General features: G+C 67.9%; 12 protein-coding genes. 4 read left to right on the forward strand and 8 right to left on the reverse strand.

What is annotated here, in order from left to right; all coding sequences use genetic code 11:
• Nucleotides 1–38 precede the first annotated feature (38 nt).
• The 7 genes from ACSSVZ_RS13035 to ACSSVZ_RS13065 all read right to left on the reverse strand — a co-directional run bounded on the left by ACSSVZ_RS13035 (nucleotide 39) and on the right by ACSSVZ_RS13065 (nucleotide 6,841).
• Nucleotides 39–1,472 (reverse strand): aminobutyraldehyde dehydrogenase, encoded by a 1,434-nt coding sequence (locus tag ACSSVZ_RS13035; RefSeq protein WP_453970621.1) that lies wholly within the window; start codon nucleotides 1,470–1,472, stop codon nucleotides 39–41.
• A gap of 56 nt (nucleotides 1,473–1,528) precedes the next feature.
• On the reverse strand, nucleotides 1,529–2,587 hold the full coding sequence (locus ACSSVZ_RS13040) for an ABC transporter ATP-binding protein (protein WP_453970623.1): 1,059 nt from the start codon (nucleotides 2,585–2,587) through the stop codon (nucleotides 1,529–1,531).
• A gap of 14 nt (nucleotides 2,588–2,601) precedes the next feature.
• Nucleotides 2,602–3,405, reverse strand: a complete 804-nt coding sequence (locus ACSSVZ_RS13045; RefSeq protein WP_453970625.1) for an ABC transporter permease — start codon at nucleotides 3,403–3,405, stop codon at nucleotides 2,602–2,604.
• A complete protein-coding gene (locus ACSSVZ_RS13050; protein WP_453970626.1) occupies nucleotides 3,398–4,219 on the reverse strand; it encodes an ABC transporter permease in 822 nt (273 codons plus the stop codon). Before ACSSVZ_RS13050 ends, ACSSVZ_RS13045 begins: the two co-directional genes overlap by 8 nt.
• A gap of 94 nt (nucleotides 4,220–4,313) precedes the next feature.
• Nucleotides 4,314–5,348 carry an ABC transporter substrate-binding protein gene (locus ACSSVZ_RS13055; protein WP_453970628.1) on the reverse strand — a complete coding sequence of 345 codons (1,035 nt, stop codon included), beginning with the start codon at nucleotides 5,346–5,348 and terminating at the stop codon, nucleotides 4,314–4,316.
• A 77-nt stretch (nucleotides 5,349–5,425) separates the two neighbouring features.
• A complete protein-coding gene (locus ACSSVZ_RS13060) occupies nucleotides 5,426–5,899 on the reverse strand; it encodes a DUF3830 family protein (protein WP_453970630.1) in 474 nt (157 codons plus the stop codon).
• 219 nt (nucleotides 5,900–6,118) lie between these two features.
• The gene (locus tag ACSSVZ_RS13065) at nucleotides 6,119–6,841 is read right to left on the reverse strand and encodes a GntR family transcriptional regulator (protein ID WP_453970632.1); all 723 of its coding nucleotides are present in this window, start codon (nucleotides 6,839–6,841) and stop codon (nucleotides 6,119–6,121) included.
• A 188-nt stretch (nucleotides 6,842–7,029) separates the two neighbouring features.
• Here ACSSVZ_RS13065 and ACSSVZ_RS13070 point away from each other — a divergent pair, with 188 nt between their 5' ends.
• From ACSSVZ_RS13070 to ACSSVZ_RS13085, 4 genes are all read left to right on the forward strand, one after another.
• Nucleotides 7,030–8,154, forward strand: a complete 1,125-nt coding sequence (locus ACSSVZ_RS13070; protein ID WP_453970633.1) for a cupin domain-containing protein — start codon at nucleotides 7,030–7,032, stop codon at nucleotides 8,152–8,154.
• 136 nt (nucleotides 8,155–8,290) lie between these two features.
• Nucleotides 8,291–9,202, forward strand: a complete 912-nt coding sequence (locus ACSSVZ_RS13075; protein WP_453970635.1) for a fumarylacetoacetate hydrolase family protein — start codon at nucleotides 8,291–8,293, stop codon at nucleotides 9,200–9,202.
• A gap of 4 nt (nucleotides 9,203–9,206) precedes the next feature.
• Nucleotides 9,207–9,869 (forward strand): flavin reductase family protein, encoded by a 663-nt coding sequence (locus ACSSVZ_RS13080; RefSeq protein WP_453970637.1) that lies wholly within the window; start codon nucleotides 9,207–9,209, stop codon nucleotides 9,867–9,869.
• Nucleotide 9,870: 1 nt separating this feature from the next.
• Entirely contained in the window at nucleotides 9,871–10,794 is a 924-nt protein-coding gene (locus tag ACSSVZ_RS13085) for a carbon-nitrogen hydrolase family protein (protein ID WP_453970638.1), read from the forward strand.
• Nucleotides 10,795–10,905: 111 nt separating this feature from the next.
• Here ACSSVZ_RS13085 and ACSSVZ_RS13090 read toward each other — a convergent pair whose 3' ends face one another.
• Entirely contained in the window at nucleotides 10,906–12,147 is a 1,242-nt protein-coding gene (locus tag ACSSVZ_RS13090; RefSeq protein ID WP_453970639.1) for a saccharopine dehydrogenase NADP-binding domain-containing protein, read from the reverse strand.
• Nucleotides 12,148–12,184: the final 37 nt, after the last annotated feature.

The following is a 12,184-nucleotide window of genomic DNA, read 5'->3' on the forward strand; positions in this document are numbered from 1 at the left end:
CGCAGCCCCGCTGCGCGCCGGCCCCCTGGCGCGCGCGGTCACCCCGCGATCATGACGTGGCGGGCCTGGGTGTAGTCGATCAGCGACTGCATCGACAGGTCCGAGCCGTAGCCGGAGTTCTTGGTGCCGCCATGGGGCATCTCGGTGGCGAACACGCCGTGGGTGTTGACCCAGGTGACGCCGTAGTCGAGGGCGTTGGCGATCCCCATCGCGGCCTTGGCGTCGCGCGACCAGACGGAGGAAGCGAGGCCGTACTCCGAGGCGTTCGCCCAGGAAAGGGCCGTCTCGGGCGTGTCGAACGGGGTGATGGTGACCACCGGTCCGAACACCTCCTTCTGGACGATCTCGGCCTCGATGGGGGCGGAGACCAAGGTGGGCGCATGGTAGAAGCCATCCCCATCCGGCGCAGCGCCGCCGCAGACGATGTCGGCGCCGGCCGTGCGGGCGCGGTCGACGAAGCCGGCGACGCGCTCCTGCTGGCGCCGGGAGATCAGCGGGCCGAACTCCACGTCGTCGCGTTCGGGGGCGCCGTAGACCAGGCTGCCCACCATGGCGCTCATCTTGTCCGTCAGGTCCTGGACGATCGTCTTGTCGGCGAGGATGCGGCAGGCAGCGGTGCAGTCCTGGCCGGCATTGTAGAAGCTCGCCTCGCGCAGGGTTTCCACAAGGCTGTCGAGGTCGGCATCGGCGAGCACGATCACGGGCGCCTTGCCGCCAAGCTCCAGGTGCGTGCGCTTGATGCGCTCGCCCGCGGCGGCCTGCAGCACGGCGCGGCCGGTGCGCACGTCGCCGGTGAGCGAGATCATCCGCACCAGCGGGTGCGAGATCAGCCGGTGTCCCACGTCAGCGCCATTGCCGCAGATGACGTTCACCACGCCGTCGGGCAGGCTTTCGGCCAGGATCGGTGCCAGGCGCAGCAGGCTGAGTGGCGTGTTCTCCGACGGCTTGATCACCACGGTGTTGCCGGCGGCGATCGCGGGCGCGATCTTCCAGGCCGCCATCAGCAGCGGGTAGTTCCAAGGGGCGATGGAGGCGACCACGCCGATCGGGTCGCGGCGCAGCACGCTGGTCATCGCGGCCGAGCGGTAGCCGTTGGCGGCGATGCCGGGGACGTTGCGCACGGCGGTCGCGAAGAAGCGGAACACGTCGGCGACGTTCATCAGTTCGCCCGCCTCCACGTATCGGCGCGGCTTGCCGGTGTTGAGCGACTCCACTTCGGCGAGGCTCTTGGCCTCCGCCTCGATGCGGTCGGCGATGGTGAGAAGCGCCCGGCTGCGCTCCTTCGGCGTGGTCCGGCGCCAGCCCGCGAAGGCGGCCTGTGCGGTCTCCACCGCGTTGTCGATCTGGCCGGCGCTGGCAGAGGCGACCTCGGCCAGGACCGTGCCGCGGGCCGGGTCAAATGCGGCCTCGGCGGGGCCGTCGCCGGCCACGAAGGATCCGTTGACGAACAGGCGGGTCTCGAAGCTGGTCATGGGCGTTTCCCGTCTCGTTGGGCGGACCGGGACACGCTGGTCCACGGCCGGCCGGGTCAGTCTTCGCCGTCGGCGATCACGCGGATGCGGGCGGGGTCGATCGCCAGCCCGACCGCGTCGCCGCGCTCGAACGGCACGTCGTTGGGGGCCAGAACGCGCACCTCCTGGTCGCCGACGCGCACCACGTAGCGGTTGCGCGCGCCCAGATAAACGCGCGTGCGCACCGATCCCCTGAACGCGTGCGCACTGTCGGGCGCGACGAGCGCGATGTCTTCCTGCCGCATGGCGAGGGTGACGGGACCCCGCGCGGCCTCCGTCTGGCCCAGAACGACCCGCTGGCCATCGGACAGCGTCGCCACCGGACCCTCGGCCGCGTCGGCAAGCGTGGCCGGCAGCAGGTTCGCCGCACCCAGGAAGCTCGATGCGAAGCGTGTCGCCGGGTGCGCGTAGATCTCAGCGGGCGCGCCCTCCTGCTCGATGCGACCCTTGTTGATCAGCACGATGCGGTCCGACAGGCTGAGCGCCTCCTCCTGGTCGTGGGTCACGAACAGGGTGGTCAGGCCGAGGCGTTTGTGGATTTCGATGAGCTCGACCTGCATGTCCTCACGCAGCCGGGCGTCGAGATTGGACAGCGGCTCGTCGAGCAGCAGCACCTGCGGCTTTGAGACGATGGCGCGCGCCAGCGCCACGCGCTGCTGCTGGCCGCCGGAAAGCTGGGTCGGCTTGCGCTCGGCCATCTGGCCGAGATGGACGGTCTCCAACGCCTCGCGCACCCGCTCCTGCTGGTCCTCGCGCGCACCAATGCGCCGCATGCGCAGGGGAAAGCGCACGTTCTCGGCAACACTCAGGTGCGGCAGCAGCGCGTAGGACTGGAACATCATCGCGATGTCGCGGCGTTCCGGCGGCAGCTCGGTGACGTCCTCGCCGCCGATCATCACCCGGCCGGATGTCGGGGCCTCGAGGCCGGCGACGGTGCGCAGCAGCGTGGTCTTGCCGCAGCCCGATGCGCCCAGCAGGCTGACGAACTCGCCCTCGGCGATCGCCAGCGACACGCCGTGCAGGACCTCGACGGTGCCGAAGGACTTTCTGATGTCGGTGAGGGTGACGTCGGCCATGGGCGGTCAGGGGCTCACGCGTTGGAGAAGCGCTGCAGCCCGAGGACCCGGTCGATCACGAGGATCAAGAGGACCGTCAGGCCGATCATGATGGTGGAGACGGCGGCGACCGAGGGGTCGGGGCTGAATTCCAGCTGTCCGTAGATCTGGACGGGCAGGGTCGTGAGGCCGGGCCGGCGCAGGAACAGCGACAGGACCGCCTCGTCGAAGGAGATGTTGAAGGCGAAGAAGGCGCCGGCGGCCAGCCCCGGCAGGCACTGGGGCAGCACCACCAGCCACAGGCGGCGGATGCGATTGGCGCCCATCGTCTTGGCCGCCTCCTCCAGATAGGGATCGGCCTCCGACAGCACCGCAAGGGTGGTGCGGACGACATAGGGCGTGGTGACGACCGTATGGCCGATCCACAGCGTCACCACCGAGACCGGGCCGAAGATCGCACTCCACAGCATCAGCATGCCGATGGCGTAGATGATCGTCGGCAGCACCAGCGGCGACAGGAAGAAGGTCGCCAGCGCGCCCGAGCCCGGCAGCGCGCGCCGGTTGATGCCGATCGCCGCCATGCACCCGATGAAGCTCGCCGACAGGGTCACGAGGATCGCCACCTGCAGGCTGATCCAGGCGGAGCCGAGATAGGCGTCGGACGACAGCACCTCGCGGTACCAGCGCAGCGAGAAGCCGGTCGGCGGGAACGCGATGAACTGGCTTTCCGACACCGACACGCCGACCACCACCACCAGCGGCGCCAGCAGCAGGATCGCGGTGAGGACGACGAAGACGATGCCGGTGACCCGGAGCCAGCCGGGGACGGACCTAACCATTGCTTCCTCCGGACAGGCGCGCATAGGGGAGGAGCACCAGCAGCACGCCGACGAACAGGATCACCGCCTGGGCGGCCGCGAACGGCCAGTCGAGGGTCTGGGTGACGGAGCGGTAGATCGACGTGGCGAGCACCTGGATCCGCGAGCCGCCAAGCAGGTTCGGCGTCACGAACGAGCTCGCCGACAGGGTGAAGACCAGCAGCGACCCTGCGACGATGCCCGGCAGCGACAGCGGCAGCACGACGGTGCGCACGGTGGTGAGGAAGCTGCAGCCCATGGTGCGGGCGGCTTCCTCGAGCCGCGGGTCGATGCGGGTGATGACGCCGAGGATCGACAGCGTCATGAACGGTAAAAGCACCTGTACCATGCCGATGACGATGGCGGTCTCGGTGTGCATCAGCGCGAAGCCGCGGCCGACGAGGTCGAGGTCGCGCAGGACGTCGGAGACGAGGCCGCTGCGGCCGAGCAGCACCATCCAGCCGAAGGTGCGCACCACCACGCTGGTCATCAGTGGCAGGATGACCATCAACACCAGCAGCAGCCGGAGGCGGCGGCCGACATGGGCCATGATGTAGGCGAGCGGAAAGCCGATCGCGGTGCAGATGGCGGTGATGACGATGGACAGGCGGACGGTGCGCCACAGCACGCCAAGATAATAGGAATCGCCGAGAAAGCGGGAAAAGTGGGCGAGCGTCAGGCCGTGCTCGCCCTGCATCGACAGCACCAGCATCTGGGCGATCGGCACGAAAAAGGCGAACGCCAGCAGCAGCAGCCCGGGCAGCACCAGGACGATGTTCTCGGTGCGGTCGCTCATGGCCTCAGGGTTGTTCGCGCGGTGGAAACGTCAGGCCCGGTTGGGCAATTGGCGGAGGCGGCGCGCCAGTCGCGGCCGCCCCCGTTGGTCTGGTCTAGCGGGCGATCGTGCGGTTCCACTGGTCGACCCAGGCCGACCGGTTCGCCTCGATGACGGTCGGGTCGAAACGCAGCAGCCCCTTCACGCCCTCTTCACCGTAGGCGAGGTCGCCGGCGACGTCATCGGACACCTCCACCTTGGCGTTGGTCGGGGAGTAGCGCAGCTCGGTCGCCATGCAGGCCTGGGCGTCCGGCGAGATCTCCATGTCGATGAATTTCAGCGACAGGTCGCGGTTCGGGCGGCCTTCGACCAGGTTGGCGGTGATGAAGCTCGCAGGCGTGCCTTCCTTGCCCTGGACGAATTTCGCCGGGAGGCCGGCCTTGCGCAGGGTGTAGGCATAATCGGACGCGTAGGCCGCGAGCCAGGCGTCGTTCTGTGCGAACTCCTGCTGGATCTCCGGCGAGGTGGAGACGACGATGGCGCCGTTGTCGAGGAGCTTGGTGACGGCGTCGAGACCGGGCTGGATGTTCTCCAGCGAGCCGCCCTCGGCCTTGTTGAGCATCAGGAAGCCCAGCATGCCGTAGCCGTTGGAGATGTCGGTGAGCACGACGTGGTCCGCGAACGCCGGATCGAGAAGGTCGGTCCAGCTGGCCGGCGCCTTCGGCGCAGCCTCGCTGTTGTAGAGAAGCCCGATGACGGCGATCGAGTAGGCCGGGCCTTCGCCCCTGGCGAGGCCCTGCTTGGCGAAGTCGTAGAGGTCGGCCGCGTTCTCCAGCTCGCCGTCCTTGATCGGCGACAGCAGGCCTTCCTTGGCGCCAACGATTTCCTGGCCGCCGGAGAAGTGGATCACGTCGAACTGCGGCGCGTCCTTCTGGGCGCGCAGCTGGGCGAACGCATCGGCGGAGTAGGCGGTGACGATCTGGACCGTCGCGCCGGTCGCCTTCTCGAACGGGTCGATGATGCACTTGCGGTGGGCGGTCTCGTAGGCGCCGCCGAACGAATTGATGGTGATCGACTGCGCCTGGGCGAGCACGGTGCCCGCCATCAGCGCCGTGGCTGCCGTGGCCGTTAGCTTCGCAAACCTGTTCATGTCTCTCCTCCAGTCCGGTTGCCGAAAATCTTCCCCTGGCCGGGCGGCCGCGCGGCCGCCCGGCGTCAGCGTCAGCGTCAGGCGCGGCGGCCGATCTCGACCGTCTTGATGCCTTCCTTGCGGATCAGCCGGCACTGCTCGGCGAGCGCGTCGAGGCCCTCGGTGACGCGGCCGAAATAGGTGCACGGGATCCAGCCGGTCGGGCCGAAGGTGCGGCCGCCGGCGGCATAGAACATGCCGATTTCCCAGAACTCGTCCGGGTCGATCTTGAAGAAGTTCTTGGGCTGATAGAACCACAGAAGTTCGCCCGGATCGGGAAGAACCGTCTGGTTCTCCGGCGGCAGGCTGAGCGGGTCGAAGGTCTGGTTCTCCTTCGGGAGGCCCATCATGATCTCCGGACCCGAGAAGATGGCGTGGCTCGCCGGCACCGAGATCGGCTTTTCGAGGGCGGCCCAGAGGGCTTCGCAGGTCTTCGGGGCGTTTTCCCAATAAAGGGTGATGATGCCCTCGACGCCCGCTTCGACGAATTTGATGTAGAGACTGCGGTCCATAAGCGCTCCTTCGTTGGCCGGAGGCCTATAATCGGCGTGGATTTCCAGCCGCGTCTAATTGCAATATCAAATCCGGTCGATCAGAAATTTCTATCGAAGCGACGGTAGTCGCTGCAGGGCTGCTCGATCATGCGGCTTGCCGTGGAAGCAGGCAGACTGCGCGGACGGGGCATGGGCCGGTCGTGTCGCACCGTCCGCGGTGGCATGGCCCGGGCGGCGTCAGGCGTCTGAGGCGACCACCGACAGCCGCGTGCCGAGGGCTTCCTCGATGAAGGTGCCGGTGTTGGTGTAGTGGGCGGCGAGCAGCGCGGTGCCGGCATCGGCATCGCGCGCCAGGGCGGCGTCCTTGAGGATCGCGTGCTCGGCGGCGACGTCGCGGCTGGCGCGGCGGCCGGTTCCCTCCGCCATCAGATGCGGACGGCGGTAGCGCTCCGACTGGACGTACAACTGCTCGGCCAGGTGCAGCAGCGACGGCGATCCGCTGCCGGCGAGGAGGGCGCGGTGGAAGGCGGCGTGCCGCTGTTCGAGGGTGCGGCGGTCGGCATCGGGCTGCGACGCGCGCGCCGCGCACCTGGAGAACGCATGAAACGCGGCGACGACGCGGGCCTCCCAGAGCTCGTCGCCGTGCAGGATCGACAGCCGGAAGGCCTCACTCTCGACGAGGATACGGGCGCGCAGGATGTCCCACATCTCGTCGAGCGAGATCGGCGCGACCCGAAATCCGCGCAGGCTGGTCTGGGCCGCAAGCCGGTCGGAGGCAAGCCGCGTGAGCGCCTCGCGGATCGGCGAGAAGGAGTAGCCGTAGCGCTCCTTCAGCGCCTCCAGGCGGAGGGGTTGCTCCGGCTGGAAGACTCCATCCAAGATGTCATCGCGGATTTCGTCGTAGGCGCGGTCGGCAAGGCTGCCGGCAGGCTTCTGAACGGCAGTGTCCGGCGGGGTCATGCGGGGGCTTGGCTCACGGGCTGTCGGCGGCGCGGTTCCTGAGGGTTCCAGATATCCGCGAAGGCGGGATTTTATGCAAGGTCGGGATTTTATAAAATCTTGACGCGCCGGCCGCGAGCGCGTTAGCTCGGCGACAGAGGGTCCGCGGCCGGGCCAAATGGGTGCCGCGCAAGCGAGGAGAAGGTCGGGTGAGCAAAGCTTACGACGAATATCGCGAGGACGTCGCCGGCCGGGCGAACGTCGAGGACACGCCGGAACTCGTCGCCTACTACAAGGAGCTGGCGGAGACCGACACGGCGGCGCTGTGGACGGTGGCCAACAAGATCGAGCCGTGGGAGCCGGTCTCCTCGTCGGTACCGGTGCTGTGGCGCTATGCGGATCTCCGCGACAAGGTGCTGAAGTCCCTCGACCTGGTGACCGCCGAGAAGGCCGGCCGCCGGGTGATCTATCTCAACAATCCGGGCCGCACCGACGTCGCGGCCGCCGTCGGCTGGCTCTACTCGGGCCTGCAGGTGATGAAGCCGGGCGAGCGCGCATCGGCCCACATCCATGCGGCTTCCGCGCTGCGCTTCATCATCGAGGGCCGGGGCGCCTACACCATCGTCGACGGCCACAAGATGACGCTCGGGCCGAACGACTTCGTGCTGACGCCCAACGGCACCTGGCACGAGCACGCGATCGCCGAGGACGGGACCGCGTGCATCTGGCAGGACGGGCTCGACATCCCGCTCACCAACGCGCTGGAGGCGAATTTCTACGGCGTCCACGACGACCTGCATCAGGTGGTCGGCTATCCGGTGAACGATTCCACCGCCCAGTGGGCCGCTCCCGGCATGCTGCCGGCCGGCGAGACCTGGAAGAAGGGCTATTCTCCGCTGTTCAAGTACGAGTGGGAGCCGGCCTACGAGGCGCTGACCCGCCATGCGCAGGCGTCGGACGGATCGCCCTATGACGGCATCTTCATGAACTACGTGAACCCGGCGACGGGCGGCCACGTCATGCAGACGATCGGGGCCAGCATGCAGATGCTGCGGCCCGGCGAACGCACCAAGGCCCACCGACACACCGGCAGCTTCCTCTATCACTGCGCCAAGGGCTCGGGCTATTCGATCATCAACGGCAAGCGCTTCGACTGGAAGGAGCACGACATCTTCTGCGTGCCCTCCTGGGCGTGGCACGAGCACGGCAACCTGTCGGACAGCGACGATGCCTGCCTGTTCTGCTTCAACGACCTGCCGGTGATGGAGAAGCTCGGCTTCTGGCGCGAGGAGGCATTCGGCGACAACGGCGGCCAGCAGCCCGTCCAGTCCTGATACGCGCCGACATATTGCTGGCATCTCCGGCGGCCAGGCTCGGCCAGATCGCGACCGCGCCTCGCCCCATCATGGTCGCGCTCCGTGGCCACCCCAACCGACGGCCCCACAGGCGGCCGCCCATGAGAAGATCCCAATGAAGCTTGTCACCTACCGCAAGACCGTCGAAGACCCCGCCCGCCTCGGCGCGCTCGTCGAGGGCTACGTCCTCGATGTGGAGCGTCTCGGCTACGGCGTCGGGATCGAGCTGCCGCACCGGATGCTGGACCTGATCGCGGCCGGACCGGCCGCCTGGCGGGTGCTGGGACAGATCATCGAGGTGGGCTTCGACGACTGGGCCGTCGATGCGGTGATTCCATTCTCCAACGTGACGCTGCTGGCGCCGATCCCGCGGCCGACGAAGAACGTCTTCGGCATCGGGCTCAACTACGTGGAGCACGTGGAGGAGTCGGCGCGCACCCTCGATACCTCCATCGAGCTGCCGAAGGAACCGGTGATCTTCTCCAAGCCGCCGACCGCGGTGATCGGGCCCAACGAACCGATCCGCCACAACGCGGCGCTGACCCAGCAGCTCGACTGGGAGGTCGAGCTCGCGGCGATCATCGGGACGACGGCGCGCGGCGTCTCTAAGGAGAGCGCGCTCGAGCACGTGTTCGGCTACTCGGTGATGGTCGACGTCTCGGCCCGCGACTGCCGCCGCGCCGGCCAGTGGATCGTTTCGAAGGGCCAGGACACCTTCGCCCCGTTCGGGCCGTGCATCGTCACCGCCGACGAGATCGGCGACCCCCAGGACCTCGAGCTCTGGCTGACCATCAACGGCGAAGAGAAGCAGCGTTCCAACACCCGGGACATGCTGTTCAAGGTCGATCACCTCGTCTCCGACATCTCCTCGTGCATGACGCTGGAGCCGGGCGACATCATCGCCACCGGCACGCCATCGGGCGTCGGTGCCGGCCGCGATCCTCAGGAGTTCATGTGGCCGGGCGACGTGCTGGAATGCGGGGTGGAGAAGATCGGTACGCTTCGCCATCCGGTGGTCAAGGCGTGATCCGGTGACGGCGCCCGAAGAGCCCTCGGTCCGTTCCTTCGACTTCACCGCCATGACGGCGGACGAGTGCTACCGGCTGCTCGCCTCGTCGATCGCGCCGCGGCCGATCGCCTGGGTGGTGAGCCGGTCGAAGGCCGGCGTTCTCAACGCGGCGCCCTATTCCTTCTTCAACTGCTTCGGCGGCGATCCGCCGGTCATCGCGCTCGGCATCCTGCCCCAGGAGCCGCTGAAGGACACGGCGCAGAACATCCTGCAGACCGGCGAGTTCGTCGTGCACCTCGTCTCCGAGGAGTTGGGCGAGGCGATGAACCTCACCTGCATCGACGCGCCGCCGGAGGTGAACGAGATCGAGCTGGCCGGGCTCGAGACGGTTGCCAGCAGCCAGGTCGGCCCGCCGCGGCTGGCGGCGGCGGTGGCCGCCTTCGAGTGCCGGCTTGCCCACCACATCTGGACCGGGCCGAAGCAGCTTCTGGTGGTGGGCTCGGTGGTGGAGGCGCATTTCCGCCGCGACATCATCGACGACGGCGACCGGCCGCGTCTCGACACGCCGGCGATGCACCTGATCGGCCGCATGCACGGCCGCGGCGTCTATGCGCGCACGACGGATCTGTTTGAAATGGCGCGGCCGCAGTGGAGCGACCAGGATGAGGCCGAGGAGACACGCTGACATGGGCAAGGTCACGCTGGCGGTGGTGCAGGCCGCGACGATCCCGTTCGACGCACAGGCCGCGACCGACAAGTGCGTCGGCCTGCTCGCCGAGGCGGCGGGCAAGGGTGCGCAGATGATCGTCTTTCCCGAGGCGTTCATCGGCGGCTATCCGAAGGGGCTCGACTTCGGCTGCTGCATCGGCCGGCGCACGCCGGAAGGGCGCGACGACTTCCGCCGTTACGTGGAGGGCGCCATCGCCGTGCCTGGGCCGGAGGTCGACCGGCTGGTGGAAGCCTGCGCGGAGGCGGATGTCCACGCCGTGGTCGGCGTTATCGAGCGTGACGGCGGCACCATCTACTGCACGGCGCTCTATCTCGGACCCGAGGGCCTGCTCGGCAAGCACCGCAAGGTGATGCCGACCGGCTCGGAGCGGCTCGTCTGGGGCTTCGGCGACGGCTCGACGCTGACGGCCGTCGATACGCCCTACGGCAAGCTCGGTGGGGCGATCTGCTGGGAAAACTACATGCCGATGCTGCGCATGGCGATGTACGCCAAGGGCGTCGAATTGTGGGCGGCGCCGACCGCCGACGACCGGGAGAGCTGGCCGGCGACCATGCGCCACATCGCCATGGAAGGCCGCTGCTTCGTGCTGTCGGCCTGTCAGGTGATGCGGCGTTCCGACTACCCGGACGACTACCAGAGCCGCATCGAGGCCGAGCCGGACGACTACCTGATGCACGGCCGCTCGCTCATCGCCGGGCCGCTGGGCGAGGTGCTCGCCGGGCCGCTGGTCGACGAGGAAGGGATCCTGACGGCCGAGGTGGAGATGGCCGATCTCGTCGGCGCCAGGCTCGACTTCGACGTGGCCGGCCACTATGCGCGGCCCGACATCTTCGCGCTGCATGTGGACGAGCGGGTGAAGGCGCCGGTCAGCGGCGCCTGAGTTTCGTCGGCTAAGGATCTTCGGCGGCTTCGTCCAGACTGTCTTTACGACAAAGCCCGGGGCGATCATGGATCGGCCCGGGCCTTTCTGTGTCACGCCGATGCGGCGGTGTCAGGCGGTGAAGATCGCCTTGTCCTCACCGTCTTCGCGGATCCAGGTCGGCAGGCCGATCTTCGCCAGCACCGTGAGGAACGGCTGCGGCGGCAGTTCCTCGACGTTGGCCATCTTCTTCACGTCCCATTCGCCGGTTGCGATCAGCATCGCGGCGGCCACCGGCGGCACGCCGGCGGTGTAGGAAATGCCCTGGCTGCCGACTTCCTTGTAGGCCTCGGCGTGGTCGGCGACGTTGTAGATGAACACCTCGCGCGGCTTGCCGTCCTTGGTGCCCTTCACCACGTCGCCGATGCAGGTCTTGCCGGTGTAGTCGGGCGCCAGCGACTTCGGATCCGGCAGCACCGCCTTCACCACCTTCAGCGGCACGACTTCCTGGCCGTCGGCCAGCGTCACCGGCTGTTCCGACAGCAGGCCGAGGCTCTTCAGCACCGTGAAGACGGTGATGTAGCGCTCGCCGAAGCCCATCCAGAAGCGGATGTTCGGCACGCCCATGGTCTGCGACAGCGAATGGAGCTCGTCGTGGCCGCTCATGTAGGTGGTCTGCTTGCCGACCACCGGCAGGTCCCAGTCGTGGCGGACCTCGAACATCTGGTTGGTCTGCCAGGCGTTGTCCTGCCAGGAATAGACCACGCCGGTGAATTCGCGGAAGTTGATCTCGGGGTCGAAGTTGGTCGCGAAATAGCGGCCGTGGCTGCCGGCGTTGACGTCGACGATGTCGATCTCGTCGATGGTGTCGAGATAGTCGTCGCGGGCGAGCGCTGCATAGGCGTTGACGACGCCCGGATCGAAGCCGGCACCGAGCACGGCGGTGACGCCGGCCTTCTCACACTCCTCGCGGCGCTTCCACTCGTAGTTCGCGTACCACGGCGGCGTCTCGCAGATCTTCAGCGGCTCCTCGTGGATGGCGGTGTCGATGTAGGCCGCGCCGGTGGCGATGCAGGCCGACAGCACCGACATGTTGATGAACGCCGTGCCGACGTTGATGACGATCTCAGAGCCCGTCTTCTCGATCAGCGCGGAGGTCGCGGCGACGTCCCGGGCATCCAGCGCATGCGCTTCCAGCACGCCGTCCACCTTGAGCGCGTTCTTCTCGCGCACCGAGGCGACGATCTCCTGGCACTTTTCGACGGTGCGGGACGCGATGTGGATGTCCCCGAGCACGTCGTTGTTCTGGGCGCACTTGTGCGCCACCACCTGTGCCACGCCGCCGGCGCCGATGATCAGGACGTTCTTTTTCATTCCGGGGGTTCGCTCCGTCGTTCTGGGTATCAAAGGC

This window comes from Amorphus sp. MBR-141 (assembly GCF_053628695.1).

Coding starts and splice junctions, on each gene's coding strand:
- ACSSVZ_RS13075 (WP_453970635.1), top strand. CDS start 8,291: ATGAAGCTTGTCACCTACCGCAAGACCGTCGAAGACCCCGCCCGCCTC.
- ACSSVZ_RS13050 (WP_453970626.1), bottom strand. CDS start 4,219: ATGAGCGACCGCACCGAGAACATCGTCCTGGTGCTGCCCGGGCTGCTG.
- ACSSVZ_RS13045 (WP_453970625.1), bottom strand. CDS start 3,405: ATGGTTAGGTCCGTCCCCGGCTGGCTCCGGGTCACCGGCATCGTCTTC.
- ACSSVZ_RS13065 (WP_453970632.1), bottom strand. CDS start 6,841: ATGACCCCGCCGGACACTGCCGTTCAGAAGCCTGCCGGCAGCCTTGCC.
- ACSSVZ_RS13060 (WP_453970630.1), bottom strand. CDS start 5,899: ATGGACCGCAGTCTCTACATCAAATTCGTCGAAGCGGGCGTCGAGGGC.
- ACSSVZ_RS13085 (WP_453970638.1), top strand. CDS start 9,871: ATGGGCAAGGTCACGCTGGCGGTGGTGCAGGCCGCGACGATCCCGTTC.
- ACSSVZ_RS13090 (WP_453970639.1), bottom strand. CDS start 12,147: ATGAAAAAGAACGTCCTGATCATCGGCGCCGGCGGCGTGGCACAGGTG.
- ACSSVZ_RS13040 (WP_453970623.1), bottom strand. CDS start 2,587: ATGGCCGACGTCACCCTCACCGACATCAGAAAGTCCTTCGGCACCGTC.
- ACSSVZ_RS13055 (WP_453970628.1), bottom strand. CDS start 5,348: ATGAACAGGTTTGCGAAGCTAACGGCCACGGCAGCCACGGCGCTGATG.
- ACSSVZ_RS13035 (WP_453970621.1), bottom strand. CDS start 1,472: ATGACCAGCTTCGAGACCCGCCTGTTCGTCAACGGATCCTTCGTGGCC.